The organism is Maribacter zhoushanensis (genome assembly GCF_029350975.1).
Lineage (GTDB): Bacteria > Bacteroidota > Bacteroidia > Flavobacteriales > Flavobacteriaceae > Maribacter > Maribacter zhoushanensis.
Map to the genome: position 1 here is coordinate 92,951 of NZ_JARKMR010000006.1, position 24,473 is coordinate 117,423.

General features: G+C 34.5%; 30 protein-coding genes and 5 tRNA genes. 22 read left to right on the top strand and 13 right to left on the bottom strand.

What is annotated here, in order from left to right; all coding sequences use genetic code 11:
* Positions 1-58: 58 nt before the first annotated feature.
* The 13 genes from PXD56_RS16230 to PXD56_RS16290 all read right to left on the bottom strand — a co-directional run bounded on the left by PXD56_RS16230 (position 59) and on the right by PXD56_RS16290 (position 11,003).
* Positions 59-499, bottom strand: coding sequence for a hypothetical protein (locus tag PXD56_RS16230; protein ID WP_276494396.1), 441 nt, complete (start codon positions 497-499; stop codon positions 59-61).
* Positions 500-601: 102 nt separating this feature from the next.
* Complete coding sequence (locus PXD56_RS16235) at positions 602-2,095, bottom strand: M20/M25/M40 family metallo-hydrolase (protein WP_276494397.1); 1,494 nt, start codon at positions 2,093-2,095, stop codon at positions 602-604.
* 276 nt (positions 2,096-2,371) lie between these two features.
* Positions 2,372-2,602 carry a hypothetical protein gene (locus PXD56_RS16240; protein ID WP_276494398.1) on the bottom strand — a complete coding sequence of 77 codons (231 nt, stop codon included), beginning with the start codon at positions 2,600-2,602 and terminating at the stop codon, positions 2,372-2,374.
* Between the two features lies 1 nt (position 2,603).
* Positions 2,604-3,368 carry a tryptophan synthase subunit alpha gene (trpA, locus tag PXD56_RS16245; protein WP_276494399.1) on the bottom strand — a complete coding sequence of 255 codons (765 nt, stop codon included), beginning with the start codon at positions 3,366-3,368 and terminating at the stop codon, positions 2,604-2,606.
* Positions 3,369-3,375: 7 nt separating this feature from the next.
* Complete coding sequence (trpB, locus tag PXD56_RS16250) at positions 3,376-4,560, bottom strand: tryptophan synthase subunit beta (protein WP_276494400.1); 1,185 nt, start codon at positions 4,558-4,560, stop codon at positions 3,376-3,378.
* Positions 4,557-5,183: a phosphoribosylanthranilate isomerase gene (locus tag PXD56_RS16255; protein ID WP_276494401.1), complete on the bottom strand. Its 627-nt coding sequence runs from the start codon at positions 5,181-5,183 to the stop codon at positions 4,557-4,559. The genes trpB and PXD56_RS16255 overlap by 4 nt, the downstream gene beginning before the upstream one ends.
* Positions 5,183-5,968 (bottom strand): indole-3-glycerol phosphate synthase TrpC, encoded by a 786-nt coding sequence (gene trpC / locus PXD56_RS16260; protein WP_276494402.1) that lies wholly within the window; start codon positions 5,966-5,968, stop codon positions 5,183-5,185. The genes PXD56_RS16255 and trpC overlap by 1 nt, the downstream gene beginning before the upstream one ends.
* A 45-nt stretch (positions 5,969-6,013) precedes the next feature.
* Complete coding sequence (trpD, locus tag PXD56_RS16265) at positions 6,014-7,009, bottom strand: anthranilate phosphoribosyltransferase (protein ID WP_276494403.1); 996 nt, start codon at positions 7,007-7,009, stop codon at positions 6,014-6,016.
* A gap of 70 nt (positions 7,010-7,079) precedes the next feature.
* Positions 7,080-7,649: an anthranilate synthase component II gene (locus PXD56_RS16270; RefSeq protein WP_276494404.1), complete on the bottom strand. Its 570-nt coding sequence runs from the start codon at positions 7,647-7,649 to the stop codon at positions 7,080-7,082.
* 1 nt (position 7,650) lies between these two features.
* Positions 7,651-9,048 carry an anthranilate synthase component I family protein gene (locus PXD56_RS16275; protein ID WP_276494405.1) on the bottom strand — a complete coding sequence of 466 codons (1,398 nt, stop codon included), beginning with the start codon at positions 9,046-9,048 and terminating at the stop codon, positions 7,651-7,653.
* A 254-nt stretch (positions 9,049-9,302) separates the two neighbouring features.
* Entirely contained in the window at positions 9,303-9,884 is a 582-nt protein-coding gene (locus tag PXD56_RS16280; protein WP_276494406.1) for a YceI family protein, read from the bottom strand.
* A 30-nt stretch (positions 9,885-9,914) separates the two neighbouring features.
* Positions 9,915-10,547 (bottom strand): NAD(P)H-dependent oxidoreductase, encoded by a 633-nt coding sequence (locus PXD56_RS16285; protein WP_276494407.1) that lies wholly within the window; start codon positions 10,545-10,547, stop codon positions 9,915-9,917.
* 9 nt (positions 10,548-10,556) lie between these two features.
* Positions 10,557-11,003, bottom strand: coding sequence for a MarR family winged helix-turn-helix transcriptional regulator (locus tag PXD56_RS16290; protein WP_276494408.1), 447 nt, complete (start codon positions 11,001-11,003; stop codon positions 10,557-10,559).
* Positions 11,004-11,142: 139 nt separating this feature from the next.
* On the opposite strand from PXD56_RS16290, the gene PXD56_RS16295 reads away from it, so the two are divergent.
* The 22 genes from PXD56_RS16295 (at position 11,143) to rplL (ending at position 24,469) form a co-directional block, all read left to right on the top strand.
* Positions 11,143-11,451: a rhodanese-like domain-containing protein gene (locus tag PXD56_RS16295; protein ID WP_276494409.1), complete on the top strand. Its 309-nt coding sequence runs from the start codon at positions 11,143-11,145 to the stop codon at positions 11,449-11,451.
* A gap of 57 nt (positions 11,452-11,508) precedes the next feature.
* Positions 11,509-12,786 (top strand): DUF2851 family protein, encoded by a 1,278-nt coding sequence (locus PXD56_RS16300; RefSeq protein WP_276494410.1) that lies wholly within the window; start codon positions 11,509-11,511, stop codon positions 12,784-12,786.
* A gap of 11 nt (positions 12,787-12,797) precedes the next feature.
* Complete coding sequence (locus tag PXD56_RS16305; protein WP_073247339.1) at positions 12,798-13,025, top strand: PspC domain-containing protein; 228 nt, start codon at positions 12,798-12,800, stop codon at positions 13,023-13,025.
* 3 nt (positions 13,026-13,028) lie between these two features.
* A complete protein-coding gene (locus tag PXD56_RS16310; RefSeq protein WP_276494411.1) occupies positions 13,029-14,036 on the top strand; it encodes a potassium channel family protein in 1,008 nt (335 codons plus the stop codon).
* Positions 14,037-14,123: 87 nt separating this feature from the next.
* Complete coding sequence (locus PXD56_RS16315; RefSeq protein ID WP_276494412.1) at positions 14,124-15,812, top strand: alanine/glycine:cation symporter family protein; 1,689 nt, start codon at positions 14,124-14,126, stop codon at positions 15,810-15,812.
* Between the two features lie 8 nt (positions 15,813-15,820).
* Positions 15,821-16,699, top strand: a complete 879-nt coding sequence (locus tag PXD56_RS16320) for a ComEA family DNA-binding protein (RefSeq protein WP_276494413.1) — start codon at positions 15,821-15,823, stop codon at positions 16,697-16,699.
* 10 nt (positions 16,700-16,709) lie between these two features.
* Positions 16,710-17,879 carry an acyl-CoA dehydrogenase family protein gene (locus PXD56_RS16325; protein ID WP_276494414.1) on the top strand — a complete coding sequence of 390 codons (1,170 nt, stop codon included), beginning with the start codon at positions 16,710-16,712 and terminating at the stop codon, positions 17,877-17,879.
* A gap of 99 nt (positions 17,880-17,978) precedes the next feature.
* Positions 17,979-18,173 carry a 30S ribosomal protein S21 gene (rpsU, locus tag PXD56_RS16330; RefSeq protein ID WP_036155953.1) on the top strand — a complete coding sequence of 65 codons (195 nt, stop codon included), beginning with the start codon at positions 17,979-17,981 and terminating at the stop codon, positions 18,171-18,173.
* 90 nt (positions 18,174-18,263) lie between these two features.
* Complete coding sequence (locus tag PXD56_RS16335) at positions 18,264-19,154, top strand: tyrosine-type recombinase/integrase (RefSeq protein WP_276494415.1); 891 nt, start codon at positions 18,264-18,266, stop codon at positions 19,152-19,154.
* Positions 19,155-19,201: 47 nt separating this feature from the next.
* A complete protein-coding gene (hpf, locus tag PXD56_RS16340; protein WP_036155949.1) occupies positions 19,202-19,504 on the top strand; it encodes a ribosome hibernation-promoting factor, HPF/YfiA family in 303 nt (100 codons plus the stop codon).
* 103 nt (positions 19,505-19,607) lie between these two features.
* Positions 19,608-19,681, top strand: a tRNA-Thr gene (locus tag PXD56_RS16345).
* Between the two features lie 27 nt (positions 19,682-19,708).
* Positions 19,709-19,790: transfer RNA gene (locus PXD56_RS16350), tRNA-Tyr, on the top strand.
* 47 nt (positions 19,791-19,837) lie between these two features.
* Positions 19,838-19,910: transfer RNA gene (locus PXD56_RS16355), tRNA-Gly, on the top strand.
* Between the two features lie 71 nt (positions 19,911-19,981).
* Positions 19,982-20,053, top strand: a tRNA-Thr gene (locus PXD56_RS16360).
* Positions 20,054-20,108: 55 nt separating this feature from the next.
* A complete protein-coding gene (gene tuf / locus PXD56_RS16365) occupies positions 20,109-21,296 on the top strand; it encodes an elongation factor Tu (protein ID WP_036155947.1) in 1,188 nt (395 codons plus the stop codon).
* 100 nt (positions 21,297-21,396) lie between these two features.
* Positions 21,397-21,472, top strand: a tRNA-Trp gene (locus tag PXD56_RS16370).
* Positions 21,473-21,527: 55 nt separating this feature from the next.
* Positions 21,528-21,716 (top strand): preprotein translocase subunit SecE, encoded by a 189-nt coding sequence (gene secE, locus PXD56_RS16375; RefSeq protein WP_036155945.1) that lies wholly within the window; start codon positions 21,528-21,530, stop codon positions 21,714-21,716.
* 7 nt (positions 21,717-21,723) lie between these two features.
* Positions 21,724-22,275: a transcription termination/antitermination protein NusG gene (gene nusG, locus PXD56_RS16380; protein WP_276494416.1), complete on the top strand. Its 552-nt coding sequence runs from the start codon at positions 21,724-21,726 to the stop codon at positions 22,273-22,275.
* 78 nt (positions 22,276-22,353) lie between these two features.
* Positions 22,354-22,791 (top strand): 50S ribosomal protein L11, encoded by a 438-nt coding sequence (gene rplK / locus PXD56_RS16385; RefSeq protein ID WP_027067854.1) that lies wholly within the window; start codon positions 22,354-22,356, stop codon positions 22,789-22,791.
* An 18-nt stretch (positions 22,792-22,809) separates the two neighbouring features.
* On the top strand, positions 22,810-23,499 hold the full coding sequence (gene rplA / locus PXD56_RS16390) for a 50S ribosomal protein L1 (protein ID WP_276494417.1): 690 nt from the start codon (positions 22,810-22,812) through the stop codon (positions 23,497-23,499).
* A gap of 25 nt (positions 23,500-23,524) precedes the next feature.
* Positions 23,525-24,040: a 50S ribosomal protein L10 gene (gene rplJ / locus PXD56_RS16395; protein ID WP_036155939.1), complete on the top strand. Its 516-nt coding sequence runs from the start codon at positions 23,525-23,527 to the stop codon at positions 24,038-24,040.
* Between the two features lie 51 nt (positions 24,041-24,091).
* Positions 24,092-24,469: a 50S ribosomal protein L7/L12 gene (gene rplL / locus PXD56_RS16400; protein WP_276494418.1), complete on the top strand. Its 378-nt coding sequence runs from the start codon at positions 24,092-24,094 to the stop codon at positions 24,467-24,469.
* The last annotated feature ends 4 nt before the right edge of the window (positions 24,470-24,473 follow it).

Genomic DNA, 24,473 nt, shown 5'->3' on the forward strand with positions numbered 1-24,473 from the left:
GGTATTACAATTTATGTGAGCGTATTTTGCTATGCTTCTATTTGTAGATGGCTCCACTTTATTTTGTAAACAAAGCTATAAGCTTTTTATAGCCAGACCAACTGCAAGTACTGTCGCTAACTTTGTAAGAGTCATAGGTATTGCTTAGAACGTAGGTGTCTACGGTTGTGCAACCGCCAAATTTTAATTCTCTTAATTGAATTTCAAAATCTATGAATTCATTAATGTCTGATAGCGATAAAATTTTTCTTTTTTCATTTAAGCGAGCAGATAGTACTCCTGCATTATTATGTACCGTAATTGTTTGGCGTTCGCCGTGATAACAACCAATAGAGCTAATTTGAATAGTAAATTGTTCTCCGTCTCGTAAAGATTCCGTCATGGTTGGAAATCGTTCTATTGAATATTTATAGGCTTCGGCGGATTTAGAATCATCTAGCGAAAAGCTTGTTGTTAGTATAAAAACAGAAAGAAGAAAAATATTAAATCTAAATATCATAATAATTTAAATTCAAATACTATGCCGATAATTTTGCTGGTTGAGTGCAAAAGAATCGGCATGTATGAAAAGGTTATAAGTAGTTACCAAAATGTAATACAATTACATTTTAGTACTTAAGAGTGCATAGAATGTTTCTATACCATATGCAATTTGCCCAATTTTTAAATTCTCGTTAGGGCTATGTTGATTATTGTCGGCATTTACCATAGGTACAATAAATGCAGGTATTTTCAATTCATTGATGAAAGGGGAAATTGGAACTGTACCACCCATGATTCTTATTTGAACCGGCTTTTCTCCAAACTTTGTTTCCATAGTATTTACAATACTGTTCCCAAACGGATTATTCAAATCCGTACGAAACGCATCTGTTACCGTACCTTCTTTAATAGTCACTATCCTGTCATACTTCAAACGGTCATCCATAGTTGGTGCTGTGTCCATTATATGAAAGCCTTGGTTTTTAATATGCTCTTTAACAAGTTTTTTAAGTCTGGTACCATCAGATTCTGGTACGAGCCTTAAATCTAATTCTGCTGTAGCGGTAGCGGGTAGAATAGTTCTTGCCTGATCCCCGATCCATCCAGAACCTAAACCTCTAATATTTAAAGAAGGATACTGTAAAGCCTCTTGATAAAAACCACCTACTTTTTCAGGAGTTAAAATTGCTAGGTTCTTATTGATTTCTTCAATATTATCGGGTACACTCTTTAGAATTTCTAATGTTGCATCATCTAAGGGGATTCCGTCATAATAACCTTTAATTAGAACTTTGCCATCTGCATCTTTCATAGTTGCTAGAAGTTGCGCTAATTGAAAACCTGGGTTTGGAGCGTAATTTCCATAATGACCACTATGCTGAGGTTTTATAGGTCCGTGAGTTGTAATTGATAATGTGGTAATTCCTCTACAACCATAAACTATAGTTGGTTTTCCAGAAACATGAACCGGACCATCGTTTATAACTAAAAAATCAGCTTTAAGTAAATCTTTATAGGTACGTACAGCTTGCGGTAACGGAGCGCTGCTTTTTTCTTCTTCACTATCTAAAATGACCTTAACATTATACGGTATGTCAATACCATCTTTTTTGAGCGCGTCAATAGCGTTTAAGAACATAATGATTGGTCCTTTGTCATCAGAAGTGGATCTGCCAAAAAGTCGCCAATCATAATTAATATCATCTTCTAGTTCAGAAAAGGATTCTTTTTTCCATCCATCATCAGATTTAGATTTCAAAACTACTTTGTAAGGGTCAGGTTGGTCCCATTTTTTAGCGTCAACAGATTGCCCATCTAAATGCATATAAAACAAGATGGTTGGTTTATTATCATCCATTGGTAAAGCTGCAAAAAATAACGGAAGACCTTCTGTCTCTAAAATAGTACTATTAAAACCTCTTTCTGTAAATTTCTTTCTAAGCCAAAAAAGGTTAGAATCAATATCATCGGCATTTAAAGCATCGTTTGGTATTGCTACGAATTCTCTTAATTCGGTTATAGCATTTGCTACTTTAGATTTTATTAAAATGGAGTCTTGAGAGTATCCAGAATAAAGGGAAATAAGTAATAGAAGGGTAAGTGATTTTTTCATGTTCGTTCTCGTGAATATATTCTTTAAATGTAAGCAAAATGCAGAGAACTAAGCCTCAATTAGATTATGTCAATTGTTAAGGTTTTCTATATTAGAAATAAATATGCTCAAAAGTGTAGGTTGGTAGTTGGTTGTTATTGGAGTTACCTATACAAAGTGAAGTAATTATATTTTTTTGTAGCGTATAGACTAAAAAAAGGTTACCCTATTTGGTAACCTTTTTTTTAGTATTTCGGAATACTTTGTGTGCCCAACAACAATTTGAATAACTGAAATTTAATCTGAAGTTTTTGAGCTGAATATTTTCATCATAATCAATCTAATTAGAAGTACAAAAGGAAAACCGTGTAAAACTACATCGAACCAATCCATAAATACCATTCCATTTGCGCCACCAAAAATCCATTTTAATTTACCCAAAATATGAGGTTCAGGGAAAAATGGGGCTAAACCTAGGGTTAGGCATAGTAGAATAATCAGTTTCCAATTATTAAAAAATTCTTTCAACTTAGCGAATTAAGTTAGTAAACTCATCAGTTTTTTCAGTTCCGTTAGCTGTCAAATGTTTAATAAAGGCGGAACCAATTATTGCACCTTTAGCGGTTTTGGTCGCTTGCTTAAAAGTTTCTTCGTCTTTAATACCGAAACCTACTATTTGTGGGTTCTTTAAATTCATTGAAGCTATACGTTCAAAATAATTTTCTTGATCTTGACCAAAGCCAGATTTAGAACCGGTAACACTTGCAGAGCTAACCATGTAAATAAATCCATTAGAGGCGTCGTCTATTTGATGAATACGAGCATCACTAGTCTGTGGTGTAATTAGAAAGACATTGATGAGACCGTATTTCTTAAAAGTAGCCTCATAATCTTCTTGATACACATCTAACGGTAGATCAGGTAAAATGAGTCCGTCAATACCAATTTCTTGACATTTTTTACAGAATGCTTCTACACCGTATTGCAACATTGGGTTAAAATATCCCATAATAATTAACGGAATAGAAACCGTTTTACGAATATCTTTTAGTTGATTGAAAAGAATTTCGGTAGTCATTCCATTTTTCAACGCAGCAGTAGAGCTTTCTTGAATTGTTGGTCCGTCTGCTAAAGGATCACTAAAGGGTAATCCAATTTCAATCATATCAACACCGTTCTTTTCTAAATCTTCAATGATTTTAACGGTATCGTTAAGCGTAGGATAACCAGCGGTAAAATATATGGATAGAAGTTTTTTATCTTCTTGTAATCTTGTTGTAATTCTATTGCTCATAATAGTATTATGCTAACTTAAAATAATCTATATATGTGTTCAAATCTTTATCGCCACGACCAGAAAGGCTAATAACCACCACATCATCTGGTTTGAATTTTTTATGTTCAAAAATTGCAAATGCATGTCCCGTTTCAATAGCAGGAATAATACCTTCTAATTGTGAAAGTTCCAATCCGGCAGCCATAGCTTCATCATCTGTTGCCGAATAAAATTCTGCACGACCAGATTTGTAAAGATGTGAATGCATAGGACCAACGCCAGGGTAATCTAATCCGGCAGAAATAGAGTAGGGTTCTGTAATTTGACCGTCTGTCGTTTGCATCAACATAGTTTTACAACCGTGAATAATACCAACTTTACCAAGAGCCGAAGTTGCAGCACTTTCACCAGAATTTACTCCTTTCCCGGCAGCTTCAACGGCAATAATACCAACCTCAGGTTCATGTAAGAAATGATAATATGTACCGGCGGCATTACTGCCACCACCAATACAAGCCACTACATAATCAGGATTTTCGCGCCCCTCTTTCTCTTTTAGTTGCCATTTTATCTCTTCTGATATTATAGACTGAAAACGAGTAACCATGTCTGGGTAAGGATGCGGGCCAATGGCTGAACCAATAATGTAATGTGTATCTACAGGATTGTTGATCCAATCTCTAATAGCTTCATTGGTTGCATCTTTAAGAGTTCTGCTCCCAGATTTTGCAGGTCTTACTTCAGCGCCTAGCATTTTCATACGGGCAACATTAGGAGCTTGACGGGCAATATCAATTTCACCCATGTAAACGATACATTCCATACCCATTAAAGCACAGACCGTAGCAGTTGCAACACCGTGTTGACCTGCACCGGTTTCGGCAATAATTCTAGTTTTGCCCAATTTTTGGGCCATTAAAATTTGACCAATGGTATTGTTGACCTTATGGGCTCCAGTATGGTTTAAATCTTCTCTTTTTAAATATATTTTGCAACCGTGTTTTTCAGAAAGGCGTTTTGCAAAATATAGGGGAGAGGGTCTACCTACATAGTCTTTTAAAAGCTGATTGAATTCTTTTTGAAAAGAATCTTCATACATCAGTTTTAAATAATTTTGTCGTAGCTCTTCAACGTTTGGGTACAACATCTCAGGTATATAGGCACCACCAAATTCTCCGTAGTACCCTTTTTCGTCAGCATTATAATTCATAGCGCTTCTTTAAACTTTTGTAATTCTTCAATATTTTTCAAGCCTGGTTCTATTTCAAAAGAGCTATTCACATCAATGGCATAGCAATATTTAGATTCAGGCGTTTTCATAAACTCATTAATCTTGTTCAGATTATTTAAACCAATACCACCGCTTAGAAAGAAAGGTTTTGTGGATGGGTAATTTTTTAAAACAGACCAGTTAAAGGTGTATCCGTTGCCGCCAGGTAATTTTCCCTTAGTGTCAAAGAGAAAATAGTGGCACACATTTTCATAGGGTTTCAATACATCAAAATCAAATTCGTCTTTTATGGAGAACACTTTTATGATGTCTACTTTATGATTTAATTTTTTTAATTCAGTTGCAATTTTAGTGCAATATTCTGGACTCTCATGGCCATGTAATTGTAACCCTTGTAACTGGTGTTTACTAACCATATCAATGATATAATCAAATTCCGCATCAACAAAGACCCCAACTTTACTGATTGTATGTGGAAGTTCAGGAGTCTCACCTTTAAAAAATCGAGATGAAGGTTCCCAGAAAATAAAGCCTAAATAGTCTGGTCGCAATTGTGCGACTTCAGTTGTATTCAGTTTCATTCCACAAATTTTAAGCTTCATTAGTTCTTAAGGTTTTTAATGAATTCAATAGCACTTTTACCAGGATTATCAGTTTTCATAAAGTTCTCACCTATTAAAAAGCCCTCATAACCATAAGGTTTTAATTCTTTAATAGCTTCAACAGAACTTATTCCGCTTTCAGAAACCTTTACAAAATCATCTGGAATCAATTTTGATAGCAATTTACTTGTATCTAAACTCACCTCAAAAGTCTTCAGGTTTCTATTATTTACACCTAACATATCTAAACTTGGCATAATAGATTTATGAAGTTCAGCTTCATTATGAACTTCTAACAATACATCTAAGCCTAAGCTTTTTGCCAATTCAGAATACGTCTTAATTTCTTGTTTCGTTAATATGGCAGCGATAAGTAAAATAACATCTGCACCATTAGCTTTAGCTTCAATAATTTGATATTCGCTAATAATAAACTCTTTACGAAGTAAAGGAAGTTGAGCAGATGCACGGGCTAAAATTAAATCTTCAATAGAGCCGCCAAAATATTTAATATCTGTAAGTACGCTCATACCGCAAACACCAGCTTTTTCATAACCTTTGGCAACTTGCCCAACATTAGCATTTTGGTTGATGCTTTCTTTAGATGGAGATCTGCGTTTAAATTCAGAAATAATTCCTGTATCACTATTTTTAAGTGCTTGAGCCAAAGAAATTGTTTTTCTTTCAAAAAGCACAGAAGCCTCATGTTGAGAAACGGGTATAATCGACTTCTTTAAATCGACCTCTTTACGTTTGTCAGCTACTATTTTATCTAAAATATTCATATACTAATTGTTCTTTGCCATCTCGTTATTACGAGACACGAAGCTTTAATTTTTACTCAGTTCCTGTATTTTTTTCAAAGCAGTTAATCCGTGTCCACCTAGTAAAGATTCTTTAGCTTTTTCAAACCCTTCAAGAGGAGTAAGGTTCTTTACTGTAGCAATTGCAATACCTGCATTGGCACACACTACATTATTTTGCGGCTCAGTACCTTTACCTTGTAAAACATTAAGGAATATTTGCGCCGAAGTAACAATAGAATCTCCACCAACAATATCACTTTGCTTTATTTGATTTACACCAAAATCAGATGGTTTTAGCATGCTTTCAGTATGATTAGAAATGGTTTTGGTATTTCCTGTAAGGGAAATTTCATCATAACCATCTAATGCATGAAGAACAGTAAAGTTTTTATCGGTTTTCTGATACAGATATCCGTACATGCGAGCTAATTCTAAATTGAAAACACCCACCATTTGGTTTTTAGGAAAAGCAGGATTTACCATAGGACCTAACATATTAAAGAATGTCTTTACCGCTAAATCTTTACGAATAGGAGCTACATTTTTCATAGCAGGGTGAAATAGGGGAGCGTGCAATACACAAATACCAGCTTCTTCAATACATTTTTCTAAGAAACCTGCATCATTACTAAATTTTATCCCTAAAAATTCCATCACATTACTACTACCACATTTAGAAGATACCCCGTAATTACCATGCTTAGTAACTTTAATGCCCGCACCAGCGGTAACAAAAGAAGAAAGTGTAGAGATATTGAAGGTGTCTTTACCGTCACCCCCTGTACCACAAAGGTCAATAGGGTTGTAGGTAGATAAATCTACCGCCAAACATAGATCAAGCAATGCGTCTCTAAATCCTTCAAGTTCCTCTATGGTAATACTACGCATCATATATACGGTTAAAAATGCAGCAATCTGACTAGTGTTGTAATCACCTTTGGCAATATTTACCAAAATGCGTTTAGCATCTTCCTTAGAAAGTATTTCGTGATTTATAAGTTTATTTAATGTCTCTTTCATTTTTTAAAGTATTACCTAGTTCGTATTGGTACGGCGCAGTCAATATTGCCCTCGTACTTGATACTTATTACTATGCTTTGGCGTTCAACCAATTCTCTAACATTTTTTTTCCATGTGGTGTAAGAACAGATTCTGGATGAAACTGCACGGCACGTACATCATAGGTTTTATGGCGAAGCGACATAATTTGCCCGTTCTCATCAACCGAAGTAGCTTCTAAAACTTCTGGCAAATCAGTATTAACAACCCATGAATGATATCTGCCTACTTCAATTTCGTTAGGTATATCTTCAAAAATGACATCTTCTTTTGTGATTTTTATCGTCGTAGCAATGCCGTGATATACTTTGTCAAGGTTTATTAAGGAACCTCCAAAAACTTCAGCAATAGCCTGTTGTCCTAAACAAACACCAAAGATACTTTTGGTTGGAGCGTATTTTTCTATAATCTGTTTTAATAAACCAGCTTCATCAGGTATGCCTGGTCCTGGAGAGAGTACAATTTTTTCAAAAGCATCAACCTCTTCAAGGGTAAGTTGGTCATTACGTTTTACAATTACTTCACAGCCTAATTCTTCTAAATAATGCACTAGATTGTAAGTGAAACTATCGTAATTATCTATAACTAATATTTTCTTCATTTTAAATGTCTTCAGCTATTTCTAATGCCTTGGTCAAAGCTCCTAGTTTATTGTATGTTTCTTGTAATTCACTTTCAGGGTCTGATGCAGCAACTAATCCGGCACCGGCCTGATAATGCAATTTGTGATTCTTGCTTAGAAAAGTTCTAATCATAATGGCATGATTGAAGTTTCCGGAAAAATCCATAAAACCTATAGCTCCGCCATAATAACCACGACTGGTTTTTTCATATTTTTCAATAAGTTGCATTGCCATGTGTTTTGGCGCACCGCTTAATGTACCGGCAGGAAAAGTATCTGCAACCACTTTCATGGTAGGTATATCACTTTTCTTCATTCCGGTAACCTTAGAAACCAAGTGTATTACATGAGAGAAGAATTGTACCTCTCTATAATTTTCTACCTGTACTACACTACCGTTTCTACTAAGGTCGTTACGGGCAAGATCAACTAACATGACATGCTCACTGTTTTCTTTATTGTCCGTTTTCAATTCTTTGGCAAGTTGAGCATCTTGCTCATCATTTCCGGTTCTTTTAAATGTGCCGGCAATAGGGTGAATTTCAGCCTTGCCTTCACTAACGATTAGTTGGGCTTCTGGTGAACTCCCAAATATTTTAAAATCACCATAATCAAAATAAAACAAGTATGGAGACGGATTAACAGAACGTAATGCTCTGTACACGTTAAATTCATCACCTTTAAAACCTTGAGAAAAACGACGGCTTAAAACAAGCTGAAACACATCGCCACGTTGACAGTGTTTTTTAGCTAAGTCTACATGTTCTCTATATTCAGCATCTTCTAGGTTAGATTCTCTTTTACCCTCTATTTTAAAATTGTAAGTAGCAAAGTTTCTAATACTTAAAAGTTGTTCTAATTCTGGTATATTATTCTCGGTATTATAACAATGTGCAAATAGGTAGGCTTCATTTTTATAATGGTTTATAGCAATGATATTTTGATATACGGCGTAGTAAATATCTGGAATATGAACAGAGTCATCTTTAACCGAAATATCTACATCTTCAAAATATCGAACAGCATCGTAAGCCATATAGCCAAACAACCCATTGTTAATGAACTTATAGTCATTGTTATCTGCCTTAAAAGCTTTACTGAAATTATCTATAATCTCTACAACGTTTGTTTCAGGGGAAATTTTAATTTCTTCGGTAACCCCATCAGGAAATTGTTTAACAATGATTTCATTTTCCACTTTAATAGAAGCAATTGGGTTACAGCATATATAGGAGAAGCTATTGTTGTTAGCGTGGTAATCGCTACTTTCTAATAATATACTATTAGGAAAACGGTCTCTAATTTTTAAATAAACGCTTACCGGCGTCATAGTGTCGGCAAGAATTTTTTTATGATATGTCTTAAATTGATAGGTCATAGCTAATTTTATAAAATAAAGAAGGCTTGTCGTGATGACAAGCCTTTATATAGTTTTACTACAATGATGCTTTGCTCACGATGTTTTTCGTAAGTTGTTCCACCACCAAGTATTTGCGATTAAATTTTTCATTGAGCATCAAATATAAAAAGGAAATTTAAACTTTCAAACTTTACTTTGTCAAAAATAAAAATCCCTTTGAATATATCTCAAAGGGATTTTAAATTGTTGTAATATGATTCTTTTAGAAGATTCTATAGTGCTAAATCTACTACCAAATCAAAATCATCATAAATAGCTTTGTCTCCTAAATTATCAAAGAAGCTTCCTGAACCATACTTAATATCAAATTTAGTTCTGTCAACTTTTAAGGTTGCGGTAGCCTTGTTTTCAAACATAGAAACTACAAGTGTAACAGGCTTTGTAATACCTTTAATAGTTAAGTCTCCGGTTACAGTATATGAATTGTCGTTCATAGCTTTAACAGAAGTAAAAACTAATTTAGAAGTAGGGTTATTTTCAACACCAAAGAAATCTGCAGATTGTAAATGACCTTCTAACTTTTCTTTTCCTTGACCTGCTTGTAAATCTGAACAAGAAATGGAAGTCATATCAATTACAAACTCGCCACCAATTAATTTCTTGCCTTTCATTTCTAAATGACCAGATTTCAGATTGATAGTTCCTTCATGAGAACCTGTAACTTTATAACCTTTCCAAGTAACGGTGCTCTCACTAACTTTTACTTCTTTTTTTTCTGACTCAATAGGGGTAGAAGCGGTTGCTGTATATCCGAAAACGGCAACGAATACTAAACTTAATAATGATTTTTTCATGTGTCTAATTTTAAAATGATTGTGTTTAATTTATATATGTGTAATTATTTGTTCTTTTGAATATCTTACTTTAGGGTAATTTTGAGTCTCGTCTTCAGAAGATCTGTAGCCAACGGCTAAAACAACTGCAGCATTTAAACCTTTATCGCTAAGACCTAAAATTTCACTGTACTGCTCTTTGTCAAAGCCTTCCATAGGGCAAGTATCTATTTTGATTTCTGCCGCAACCGTCATTAAATTGCCTAAAACAATATATGCCTGGTTTGATGTCCATAAGTTTTTTTGGGCATCTGGTAAATCTAATAAAGTTGATTTCATAGTCTGTGAAAAACCTTCTAAATCATCTTTAGATAAACCACGAATTGCCATGATATTTTGAATATAATCATCTATCATGGTACCATCAAAAGTAGGTTTATTAGCTAAAACAATGATATGGGAAGCATCTGTTATTTGTGGTTGGTCATAAGAAGCTTTTCTTAGTTGAGTTCTTATATCCGCGTTTTCAATAACGTATATGTGGTAAGGTTGAAGACCGTATGAAGAAGCTGTTAATCTTGCAGCTTCTAGTAAAGTATTTAAATTCTCGCTGCTCACTTTTTTAGAGCTATCGAATTTTTTAGTGGCATAGCGCCAGTTTAAATTATCTAGTAATGTGTTCATTTATTTTACTTAAAATTTATTTAATAGTTCATTAAGTTCATGTAGTTCTGTCTTGTCAAAATTTTTAAGTATTCTCTTTTCGGCTTCAAAAAGTATTCCATCAATTTTATTTAGTATGTTTAAACCTCCCTCTGTAATTACAATTTCAACTTTGCGCCTGTTTTTTAAACAGACGGTTCTATTGACAAAACCCTTTAATATTAATTTATCGACTAGGCGAGTGGTATTACTCATTTTAGTTACCATTCTTTCGTTGATAGTAGAAAGATTTGCTGGTTTGCCATTTTGACCTCTAAGAATTCTTAAAACATTAAATTGTTGAATAGAGATATCAAAAGGTTTAAGTACCGTTGCTATTTCTTCGTCAATTTTATTAACAACCAAGGCTAAGTGAATAAGCGTCCGTTTTTCTAACGGCATCTGCTGGTTGGTTTTAATAATCTCTTCTACATTCATGTTTGTACAATAATTGTATATACAAATGTATGTTTATTTTTAGTATTTCACTTTATGTGTAGATTAAAAATTTGTTAAATTCGTAAGTAGTAATAGAATAAAGAAAAATCGATTAATTTTACTACTTATAATATATACTATGGCAGATTTATCACAACAAGATTGGGAAGAGCAGTTAGAGAAAGATTCTAATGCAGTAATTTTAGATGTAAGAACAGAAGAAGAAATAGAGGATGGGATCATACCTAATGCTTTAAATATTGATATTTATAAAGGACCTGAGTTTGTAGCAGAACTTGAGAAACTTGATAAAACTAAAAATTATTACGTGTATTGTAGATCAGGTGCCAGAAGTGGTCAAGCATGTGCAATTATGAATAACCTAGGTTTTGACAAGACATTTAACCTTCAAGGAGGATTTATGAATTGGGAAGGCGAAACAGCATAATTTCATTTCTTTTTAAAAAAATGACCCGCTTAACGGCGGGTTTTTTATTTTTATATAATGAAGGAAGACTTGCTTCACTTTATTTGGAAGTATAAAAAGTATCCTATTAAGGGGCTTGTCACTACATCTGGTGAAGTGGTACATGTAGTATCTACCGGAATGCATAATCATTTAAGTGGACCAGATTTCTTTAACGCGCAGGTAGAATTGAACGAACAATTATGGGCGGGTAATGTTGAAATTCATTTAAAATCATCAGATTGGTATGCGCATAATCATCAAGAAGATGATAGTTATAATAATGTAATTCTTCATGTAGTTTGGCAAGATGATGTAGCTGTATTTAGAAAAGATGGAACTGAAATACCTACATTGTCTTTAAAAGAATATATACCCTTAAAGCTTTTACATACCTATCAAGAACTTTTCAATAGTAAAAATTATAAATTCATTAATTGCGAAAATGAGTTTACGAGGGTTGATGAGTTTTTGAAAAATAATTGGCTAGATCGTTTGTTTGTAGAGCGATTAGAACAGAAATCAGATTTTATTAATCAACTATTAAAAGAAACAAACAATGATTGGGAGCAAGTGTTATTCTTAATGCTATTAAAAACCTTTGGTTCTAAAATAAATAGAGAATCTTTTGTTGAAATCGGAAAGTCAATTGATTTTTCAATAATAAGAAAGTTATACCACAAGCCACTTCTAATGGAAAGTTTGTTTTTAGGACAGGCAAGCTTATTGAATAAAACAAATGACGGTGATACTTACTTTGCTGAATTGAAAAAAGAATATGAATTCTTAAAACATAAGTTTAGCTTAAACCCTGTTTTTAAGTCTCCTGAATTTTTTCGATTAAGACCATCAAATTTTCCAACCATTAGACTAGCTCAATTAAGCGCATTATACGCTGAAAATAATAATCTCTTTCATTTGTTGATAGAGGATGAACATACCGACTATACCAAAATCTTAAACATAGGTACATCTGAATATTGGGAAACCCATTTTAATTTCGGTAAAATTTCAAAAAAGAGTAAAAAGGGAATTTCAAATTCGTTTTTAAATCTTCTGCTCATAAATACTATAATTCCTTTAAAGTTCGCCTACAATCGCTATAAAGGTGGGTTAGAAAATGAAAGATTTCTTAAAATGATGTCAGGAATTAAAAAGGAAGAAAACAGTATTATATCTAAGTTTGGTAAACTAGGAGAAACGCTTGAAAATGCTAAGGATTCTCAGGCATATCTTCAGTTATACACTAACTATTGTATAAAAGATAAATGTTTAGATTGTGCTATTGGGGCTTCATTAATGAATATAAAAGGCTAATTTTATACCCTATGAACGTGTTTTATAAATTACTACATTATTTTCAAAAGAGAGGATATGAGGTATGCGGTAGAATAGCGGAACGATTAGGTATAAGGGCTAGAGTGGTAAGAACATCATTCATTTATCTCACCTTTGTCACTGTAGGCTTTGGTTTTGCTCTTTATTTGTTCTTGGCTTTTTGGCTAAGAATAAAAGATTTGATATATACCAAACGAAATTCAGTTTTTGATCTTTAACATATGATGAAATTATTTAAGTCTAAAATATATTTAGCATTGACTTTGATGCTGATGGTTTTGGCTTTTGGAGTTTTAGGATATCGTTTTGTGGCAGACTATTCTTGGGTCGATGCATTTTATATGACCATAATAACGGTAACCACTGTTGGTTTTTCAGAGGTTAGGCCAATGGGACCTGAAGGGAAAATATTCACTATCATCCTTATTGTGACAAGTGTATTCATAGTTGGTTTTGCTATAACTATAGTTACTGACTACCTGCTCTCTAGAAATTCAGTAGAACTGCTAAAAAAGAAAAAAATGAAAAATGCTATTGCAAATTTAAATCAGCATGTTATCGTATGTGGTTTTGGTAGAAATGGTATGCAAGCTGCAGAAAGGCTTAAGGCATATAAAAGACCATTTGTGGTGATAGAGAAAGATAAAGAGGTGATAGAGCGCTATGAAGATGATGTCTTGTTTATTGAAGGCGATGCCAATGATGATGATGTATTGTTAGAGGCGGGTATTGAAAGAGCTCAATATTTAATAGCTACTTTGCCAGATGATGCGGCAAATTTATTTGTAGTACTGTCGGCAAGACAAATGAAAAAGAATCTTTTTATTATCAGTAGGGCTTCTTTAGTGAATTCTCAGAAAAAATTATTCTTGGCAGGAGCAAATAAGGTAATTATGCCAGATAAAATTGGAGGTGATCATATGGCATCTCTAGTGGTAATGCCAGACCTTATCACTTTTATGGACAAGCTCTCTATGGAGGGTGAACATACTACTAATTTAGAAGAGGTAGCCATAGAGGATTTTGCGGATCAGATTGAATGTAATTCTTTGAGAGATTTAGATTTACGAAGAAAAACAGGATGTACTATAATAGGTTATATTTCACCGGATGGTGAGTATACTATAAACCCAGAAGCTGATATGGAATTACAGCCAAAAAGTAAGGTTATAGTACTGGGTAGGCCAGAACAAATTAAGAAATTGAACGAAATGTTTAACATAGAATAATCATCTTTCTACCATATATATTTGATTGCATCCATTATTTTTAGGATATTGCTAGACAAACTAACTCAAAAAATAAATTCTAAACTTATGAAGTATAAACTTCTAAACCTGTTTACCTTTTTATTTCCTTTTTTAATATTTTCTCAAGAACAAGGATTAGATCAACAAATTGATCAAGCCTTTCAACCCATCTCCGACTTCTTTTCAGCGGTAATTTTCTTTAATGTTTGGCATGATCCAGACATACCGTTCGTATTAGTGTTATTAGTAGGTAGTGCATTATTTTTTACAATATATTTTGGGTTTCCAAACATTAGATTTTTTGGAAAAGCCATTAATACCGTTCGCGGTAAGTATGAGGATATAGAAAAACATGGAGCGCAAAATCTTTATGGTGAAGATGGTATTGCTCAAGGTCAAGATTTGACTAATGTAGATATAGAAGACCATCTGGTTAGTATGGAAAATGATTTGGCTATAGATGGCGATATCATTGATACTATTAGGGATGAAAGCTCAGAAGGTGAAGTAAGCCATTTTCAAGCATTGGCAACTGCAGTTTCCGGTACAGTTGGTAACGGTAATATTGCAGGTGTAGCTTTGGCTATTGCCTTAGGTGGACCTGGTGCTACATTTTGGATGATTGTATGTGGACTTTTAGGTATGTCATCAAAATTTGTGGAATGTACGCTTGGTGTTCAATATAGAGATGTAGGTGAAGATGGTACCGTTTATGGTGGTCCAATGTACTATATAAGTAAAGGTCTTAAAGAAAGAGGCTTTGAAACCATAGGTAAGGTTGCTGCTGTTATTTTTGCAATTTTTTGTATTGGTGGTTCTTTTGGTGGTGGTAACGCGGCTCAGTCAAACCAAGCTACTATAGTAATCAAAGAACTTTTTAACTGGCAAAGTACTGCAGCCGGGGCTATTGTGGGTCTTGTGTTGGCAATCCTTGTTGGTGTAATAATCATTGGTGGTATTAAGCGTATTGCTCAAGTAACTGAAAAAGTAGTGCCATTTATGGCGGTAATGTATATTGTTGCTTGTCTATATATCATCCTTAGTAATTTTTCACTTGTAGATGACGCTATTTCTTTAATAGTTACAGAGGCATTTAACCCTACTGCAATTGGTGTGGGTAGTCTTATTGGTGTGCTGTTGGTTGGTTTTAAAAGAGCGGCATTTTCAAATGAAGCAGGTGCGGGTTCAGCATCTATTGCCCATTCTGCGGTAAGAACAAAATATTCAGCTTCTGAAGGTTTGGTAGCTTTGTTAGAGCCTTTCATTGATACTGTAGTTATTTGTACAATGACAGCGATAGTAATTATCATCTTTAATTTTGGTGGTGCATTTACTTATGGCGGTGATGGTTCTGGTGCAGTTTTAATAGATGGCATGCCGTATGAAGGTGCTGGTATTACTGCTGTTGCTTTTGCTGAGTATATACCTTATTCTAATATATTCTTGACTATAGCGGTAGTGTTATTTGCAGTTTCTACCATGATTTCTTGGTCTTATTACGGACTACAGTCTTGGAAATATTTATTCGGTAGAGGTAAAACAGCTGATATGGTTTATAAATTATTGTTCTGTACGTTTATAGTAATTGGAGCTGCAGCAAGTATGAAATCTATTTGGGCTTTTTCAGATGCAATGATATTTGCAATGGTATTCCCAAATATGGTAGGTCTGTTCTTCTTGTTCCCAGTTGTGAAAAAACAATTGAATAGATATTTAGATGCGATCAAACTAAAGTATGACGCTATAGAAGATTAAGAATTGTCATGAATTCATTTAAATCCCACTTTAAGTTCAATAAACAAGAACGAAGTGGGATTTTCTTTTTGCTATTTTTTCTGATTAGTATTCAAATAGGATATTATCTGTACAATACATACGCGGTCAATCAATCTACACCCTTGCAAATTGATAGTGTGGCTCAAGCTGAAATAGATTCTTTGAAAATTGTAGCGTTAGAAAAAGATACTGTTCGCATATTTCCTTTAAATCCAAATTTTATTACTGATTTTAAAGGGTATACATTAGGTATGTCAGTTGCTGAAATAGATAGGTTACATGTTTTTAGAACTAAAGAACTATTTGTGAATTCGGCTAAAGAGTTTCAAGATGTTACAAAAGTTTCAGATTCATTACTAGATATTATATCTCCATATTTTAAATTTCCAGAGTGGACTCAGAATAGAAAGAGGAAAACGGCATTTAAATCAAACACATTTAGCCTGGATAATAAACTAAAGAAAGTTGTTTGGAAAGATTTAAATACCGCGACGGCAGAAGAGCTACGGCAAGTAAGCGGAATAGGGGAGAAATTATCGGCTAGAATAATTAAATTTAGAGATCGCTTGGGCGGTTTTTTAATTGAAGATCAATTGCAAGATGTTTATGGTCTAGAGCCAGATGTTGTGGAAAGAGCTTTAAAACAGTTTAAAGTAGTAACCAAGCCTGATATTTTAAAAATAAATGTAAATACTGCTACTGTTGAAGAATTGTCTAAATTGATATATCTGCAAAAACACGTCGCTCAGAGCATTGTAAATTATCGTAATCTCAACGGAAGTATCAATTCTTTGAACGAATTAGTAAAAATTGAGGAATTTCCGTCAGAGCGTATTAATAGAATTGCTTTATATTTGTCATTATAAAAAAAACGCTATGCAAAGTATGTACTTCACAGAAGAACATCAATTATTTAGGAACAGCCTAAAAGATTTTTTACAGAAAGAAGTAGTCCCTCATGTAGATAAGTGGGAAGAAACAGGAACTATAGAAAGGTTCATTTGGAAGAAATTTGGAGATATGGGCTATTTTGGCCTAGCGACGCCTGAAGAAGATGGTGGTCTAGGTCTTGATCTTTTCTATACTATTATCTTGTTAGAAGAGTTGCAAAAGATAAATTCTGGAGGTTTTGCAGCGGCTATGTGGGCGCATACTTATTTGGCAATGACTCATTTAAATAAAGAAGCGGATTCCTTTTTAAAGGAGAAGTATTTACGACCTAGTGTAAATGGTGATAAAATTGGTTGTTTGTGTATTTCAGAACCTTTTGGGGGTAGTGATGTAGCGGCAATGAGAACAACGGCAGTAAAGCAAGGTGATCATTATGTGTTAAATGGTTCCAAAACGTTTATCACAAATGGGGTCTACGCTGATTACATGATCGTGGCGGCAAAAACAAGTCCTGAGCTTGGTAATAAAGGAATTAGCATTTTTACGGTAGATAGAAATAGTGAAGGGGTAACAGCTAATAAATTAAATAAATTAGGTTGGCGAGCGTCAGATACTGCTGAATTGGCTTTTGATAATGTCAAGATTCCTGTAGAAAACCTAATGGGTGAAGAAAATATGGGATTCTCATATATAATGGAGCATTTCTCTTTAGAAAGATTGATAATGGGTGTTAATGCTCATGCAAGAGCAGAGCATGTTTTGGATTACGCATTAAATTACATGTCAGAAAGGGAAGCTTTTGGTAAATCTATAAATAAATTTCAGGCACTTAGGCATAGAGTAGTTGATTTACACGCGGATATAGATATGTGTAAAGAATATAATTATTCCGTTGCCTACCGTTTGGATAAAGGACAGTATGTAGTTAAAGAGGCAACTATATCAAAACTAAAATCGACAAAAGTTGCTGACGAAGTAGCTTATGAATGTTTGCAATTTTTAGGTGGTTACGGTTATATTGAAGATTACCCAATGGCACGTAACTTTAGAGATAGTAGACTAGGACCAATTGGTGGTGGTACATCAGAAATATTGCGAGAAATTATTTCTAAAATCATTATTGATAAGAAAGAATATAAGCCAGCTACGGTGTAGTTGGTCAAATTAAAATTTTAAAATTAGTTTAAAGGTTGTCGGTTTAAATATAGTTACTATATTTGCAGCCTTAATCACAAAAGAGAGGAGGTTTAGCCCATGTTAATAATACCAGTAAAAGAAGGAGAAAACATCGATAGAGCTTTAAAGCGTTTCAAGCGTAAGTTCGATAAGACAGGTACAATGAGACAGTTACGTAAGCGTCAACAGTTCAATAAGCCGTCAGTTGTTCGTAGAGCACAGATACAAAAAGCAGAATACATTCAAGGTCTAAGAGATCAAGAAGAAGTTTAGACTTTGTCGTACAAAATATAAAATCCCGCAATTTGCGGGATTTTTTTTGCTCAAATTTCAGTAAACTCAAAACTTTGATACCTTTAGATAATGTTTTTAAGTGAATTTATTTCTTATCTCTCTTTGGAGAAAAATTATTCTAAACATACGGTTAAGGCGTATGAGAATGATTTACTAGAATTTAGTAATTTCTGCTTAACTAATTATGATGTTGATGATATTGATAACATTGAATATAATATTGTTCGATTTTGGATAGTTGAATTGTCTGAAAAAAAAATCAACAATAGGTCTATCAATAGAAAAATAGCATCGCTGAAAGCTTATTTTAAGTTTCTTCAAAAAATAGAAGTTACAGATGTAAATCCGTTGAACAAGCATAAGGCATTAAAGACTGCGAAGAAAATTGAGATTCCCTTCTCTGAATTAGAGATGGAAAAGGTGTTGTCTGAAATAGAGTATAAAGAAGATTTTGAGGGGAGAAGAGATGAGCTGTTGATACATGTGTTGTATGTTACGGGTATGCGTAGGGCGGAGGTTATAGCCTTAAAAGTGGTAGATGTGGATTTTGAAGCGATGACGATCAAGGTCTTGGGCAAACGCAATAAGGAAAGAATTATACCTATGCTTGTTGAGACCAAAAAGAAGTTTGTAGATTATTTAGAGGGTCGGGAGAAATTGAGCAAGGTGGTTGATGAAGACACTATGTTCTTGACGAAGTCAGGCAATAAATTGTATGAAACACTTGTTTATAGATTAATAAAAAAGTATTTTAGAGAGGTTTCCTCGAAGGTAAAGACGAGTCCGCATATTCTTAGGCATACTTTTGCAACTCATCTATTGAATAAAGGAGCAGATTTAAATGCTGTTAAAGAGTTGCTAGGTCATTCTAGTTTGGCTTCTACTCAAGTTTATACGCATAATAGTATTGCAGAGTTAAAGAAAGTTCATGCAAAAGCTCATCCTAGGGGAAATAAATAATTATTGTTAAATCAGGCTAAATTCTTAAAGCCATAAATTTTCTGACTATGAAAGTAAATACGCAATCGGTAAATTTTAATGCAGACGATAAGTTGATAAATTTCCTTCAAAATAGACTTGACAAAGTGGAAACCTTTTATTCTAAGGTGATTAGCTCAGATGTTTATATGAAAGTGGAGAATACAAGTGCTAAAGAGAATAAAATAGTAGAGATTAAAATTTCGGTTCCTAAAGATAAATTTGTAGTAAAAAAACAATGTAAATCATTTGAAGAGGCTGTAGACTCGGCTTGTAGTTCCCTGGAACGTAGGCTAATAAAGCAAAAAGAAAAAATAAGATTACATGCTTGATAAAAATTTTTCAAAATTTGTTTTGAATAAACAAAAAATACTATACATTTGCAGTCCGTTAGAAATAGCGGGCTTTTTTATGACAGAAAAAGTCGTGAAATAAGCCGATGTAGCTCAGCTGGCTAGAGCAGCTGATTTGTAATCAGCAGGTCGTGGGTTCGAGTCCCTCCATCGGCTCTTAAGTTCTTTAAAATATTAGTTTGAGGGGAGATACTCAAGCGGCCAACGAGGGCAGACTGTAAATCTGCTGACTACGTCTTCGCAGGTTCGAATCCTGCTCTCCCCACTAAACTATTTTATAGAGAATTTTATTGAAATATTGTAATATTATAAGCGGGAGTAGCTCAGTTGGTAGAGCGTCAGCCTTCCAAGCTGAATGTCGCCGGTTCGAACCCGGTCTCCCGCTCTATAAATTTGACAGTAATGTCATCCCTGCGAAGGCAGGAATCTATCTTTTGGGTGGGTTCAACACTTTACGCCGGTGTAGCTCAGGGGTAGAGCGTTTCCTTGGTAAGGAAGAGGTCACGAGTTCAATTCTCGTCATTGGCTCAATTAAGGTATAAATTTGTACACTAATATAAACTAAGAATAAAATACATTAAACATGGCAAAGGAAACTTTCGATCGTTCCAAACCGCACTTAAATATAGGTACTATTGGACACGTGGATCACGGTAAAACTACATTGACTGCTGCTATTACTACTGTTTTGGCAAATGCAGGTCTTTCTGAATTGAGAAGTTTCGATTCTATCGATAACGCTCCTGAGGAAAAAGAAAGAGGTATTACAATTAACACTTCTCACGTAGAGTATTCTACAGCTAATCGTCACTATGCACACGTTGACTGTCCTGGTCACGCGGATTATGTGAAGAACATGGTTACTGGTGCTGCTCAAATGGATGGTGCTATATTAGTTGTTGCTGCTACAGATGGTCCTATGCCACAAACACGTGAGCATATATTATTAGGTCGTCAGGTGGGTATTCCAAGAATTGTTGTATTCATGAACAAAGTGGATATGGTTGATGATGAGGAATTGATCGAGCTTGTTGAAATGGAAGTAAGAGAATTACTTTCTTTTTATGAGTATGATGGTGATAATGGACCTGTAATCGCTGGTTCTGCATTAGGTGCATTGAACGGTGAGCAAAAGTGGGTTGATACTGTTATGGAATTGATGGCTGCTGTTGATGATTGGATCGAGCTTCCTAAAAGAGATGTTGATAAAGATTTCTTAATGCCAGTTGAAGATGTATTTACTATTACTGGTCGTGGTACTGTTGCTACTGGTCGTATAGAAACTGGTATTGCTAATACTGGTGATCCTGTTGAGATTATTGGTATGGGTGCTGAGAAATTAAACTCTACTATTACTGGGGTTGAAATGTTCCGTAAGATATTGGATAGAGGTGAGGCTGGTGATAACGTAGGTATCTTGTTAAGAGGTGTTGAAAAATCTCAAATTAGCCGTGGAATGGTAATCTGTAAGCCAGGTTCTGTTAAGCCACACGCTAAATTTGAAGCTGAGGTTTATGTATTGAAAAAAGAAGAAGGTGGTCGTCACACACCATTCCATAATAACTATCGTCCACAGTTCTATGTAAGAACAACAGACGTAACAGGTAACATTGCACTTCCTTCAGGAGTTGAGATGGTTATGCCTGGTGATAACTTAACTATTACAGTTGAATTGATTCAGCCAATCGCATTAAGCGTAGGTCTTCGTTTCGCTATCCGTGAAGGTGGTAGAACAGTAGGTGCTGGTCAAGTGACTAAGATTATAGATTAATTATAATCTAAAATAAGTATTGTGTATAAGGGTGTCCTGCTCAAGCGGGACACCTTTACATGCAAATAATAGAATACGTGATTTAAAAGTCACTATTCATACGGGTGTAGCTCAGTTGGTAGAGCACTGGTCTCCAAAACCAGGTGTCGGGAGTTCGAGTCTCTCCTCCCGTGCCACAATAGAATTTGGAATATAGGTATCCTATTTGTTGAAATTGTAAAAAGCATTTAAATGTTCACATATATAAAAGAATCCGTTGAAGAGTTGAGGAATAATGTTACTCTTCCATCACGTGCAGAATCATCTAACTTGATGGTTATTGTAGCTGTGTTTTCTATCCTTTTTGCCTTGGCAACTTGGGGAGTGGATACGGTCTTTAGTAAAGTGATTAAATCTTATTTCAACTTCGTTTTAAACTAATAGGACTATGTCAGAAGTATTGGATAAAAAGTGGTACGTTGTTAGAGCTGTTAGTGGTCAAGAGAATAAAATCAAAGGATACATTGAGAGTGAAGTAGAGCGTCATGGTTTCTCTGACTATTTAGAAGATGTCCTTGTTCCTACAGAAAAGGTTGTTCAAATCAGAAATGGAAAGAAAATAAACAAAGAAAGAGTTTATTTTCCTGGTTATATTATGATAAAAGCAAACCTTGGTGGTGAAATGGTTCATATTATAAGGTCTATTACAAATGTAATAGGGTTTTTAGGAGAAACTAAAGGAGGGGATCCTGTTCCTTTAAGAAAAAATGAAGTGAACAGAATGCTTGGTAAAGTAGATGAGCTAGCTGTGAATACAGATAGTGTTGCTATCCCATTTGTTTTTGGTGAAACGGTAAAAGTAATTGATGGTCCTTTCAATGGCTTCAATGGTACTGTGGAGAAAATAAATGAAGAGAAACGTAAGCTTGAGGTTATGGTTAAGATTTTCGGAAGAAAAACACCATTAGAGTTGAGCTACATGCAAGTTGAAAAGATATAAGTATTAGAATAAGTGTTACATACATATAATTAAAGTAGTGTTGCTTCCGTAAACACACTTTCAATTTAATTTTAAACAATGGCAAAAGAAATAGGTAAAGTAGTTAAACTACAAGTTAAGGGAGGTGCAGCGAATCCATCGCCACCGGTTGGACCTGCCTTAGGAGCTGCTGGTGTTAACATAATGGAATTCTGTAAGCAATTTAATGCTCGTACACAGGATAAACCAGGTAAAATATTACCAGTTGTTATCACCGTTTACAAGGATAAGTCTTTCGACTTCGTTGTAAAAACTCCACCGGCGGCAATTCAGCTATTGGAAGCGGCTAAGATTAAAAAAGGATCTGGCGAACCTAACAGAGTAAAATTAGGTAGTGTTACCTGGGACCAAATCAAGGCAATAGCCGAAGATAAAATGGTTGACCTTAATGCATTTACGGTAGAATCTGCTATGAGTATGATAGCGGGTACTGCGCGTTCTATGGGTATGAAGGTAGCAGGAAAAAAACCTTTTTAAAATCTTAAAAGTAATTAAATGGCAAAGTTAACTAAGAAGCAAAAGGAAGCGCACTCCAAAATAGAGAAAGATAAATTATACTCTGTTACGGAAGCTTCAGCTTTAATTAAAGAGATAACCAATACAAAATTCGATGCATCTGTAGATTTAGCTGTTCGTTTGGGTGTAGATCCAAGAAAAGCAAATCAAATGGTTCGTGGTGTGGTAACATTACCTCATGGAACTGGTAAGGATGTTAAAGTTTTGGCTTTGGTAACACCAGACAAAGAAGCAGAGGCTCAAGAAGCCGGAGCTGATTATGTTGGTTTAGATGAGTATTTGGATAAAATCAAAAGCGGTTGGACGGATGTTGATGTAATCATCACTATGCCAAGTGTAATGGGTAAATTAGGACCATTAGGTCGTGTATTAGGACCAAGAGGTTTAATGCCTAATCCAAAAACAGGAACTGTTACTATGGATGTAGCGAAAGCTGTATCTGAAGTTAAGGCAGGTAAAATAGATTTTAAAGTTGATAAAACCGGTATCGTTCACGCAGCGATAGGTAAAGCTTCTTTTTCTGCTGATAAATTAGCAGATAATGCTAAGGAGTTGTTAGATACTTTGAATAAGATGAAGCCAACTGCGGCAAAGGGTGTATATATGAAAACAATTTTCATGTCAAGCACAATGAGTCCTAGTTTGCAATTAGATCCAAAGTCAGTTTAACAACTGGTAGTTAAAAATTAATAGTATGACAAGAGAAGAAAAAGCAACGGTTATAAAAGATTTGACTACGCAGTTGGCAGATAGCAGCACTATATATGTAGCTGATATCTCAGGTTTAGATGCAGGAACAACTTCTGATTTAAGAAGAGCTTGTTTTAAAGCTGATATTAGACTAGCTGTAGTTAAAAACACATTGCTTGCAAAAGCAATGGAAGCTTCTGACAAAGAATTTGGTGAATTACCAGAAATATTAAAAGGGAATACTTCTCTTATGTTTTCTGAGGTTGCCAATGCTCCAGCGAAATTGATAAAGAATTTCAGAAAAAAATCTGATAAGCCTTTATTGAAAGGAGCTTTTGTAGAAGAAGCAATATATATAGGTGATGAAAACTTGGATGCTTTAGTTAGCATTAAGTCTAAAGAAGAAATGATTGGTGAAATAATTGGATTGTTACAATCTCCAGCCAAAAATGTTATTTCTGGACTTAAATCTGGTGGTGGAAAAATCGCTGGTATCCTTAAAACATTATCTGAAAGATAAGTACGCACAATAAACTAAGTATATTTTAAAAATTTTATTAAACGATAGAAAATGGCAGATTTAAAAGATTTCGCAGAACAATTAGTTAACTTAACAGTTAAAGAAGTAAACGAGTTAGCTGATATATTAAAAGATGAATACGGTATTGAGCCTGCGGCAGCAGCAGTAGCGGTAGCTGCCGGTGGTGGTGGTGAAGCTGGTGAAGCAGCAGATGAGAAAACTGAATTCGATGTAATATTGAAAGCAGCAGGTGCTTCTAAATTAGCAGTAGTTAAATTGGTTAAAGAATTAACTGGTTTAGGTTTGAAAGATGCGAAAGATATCGTTGACAGCGCACCAAAAGCTGTTAAAGAAGCAGTTTCTAAAGATGAAGCTGAAGGTATCAAAAAATCATTGGAAGAAGCTGGAGCAGAAGTTGAGCTTAAATAATAGC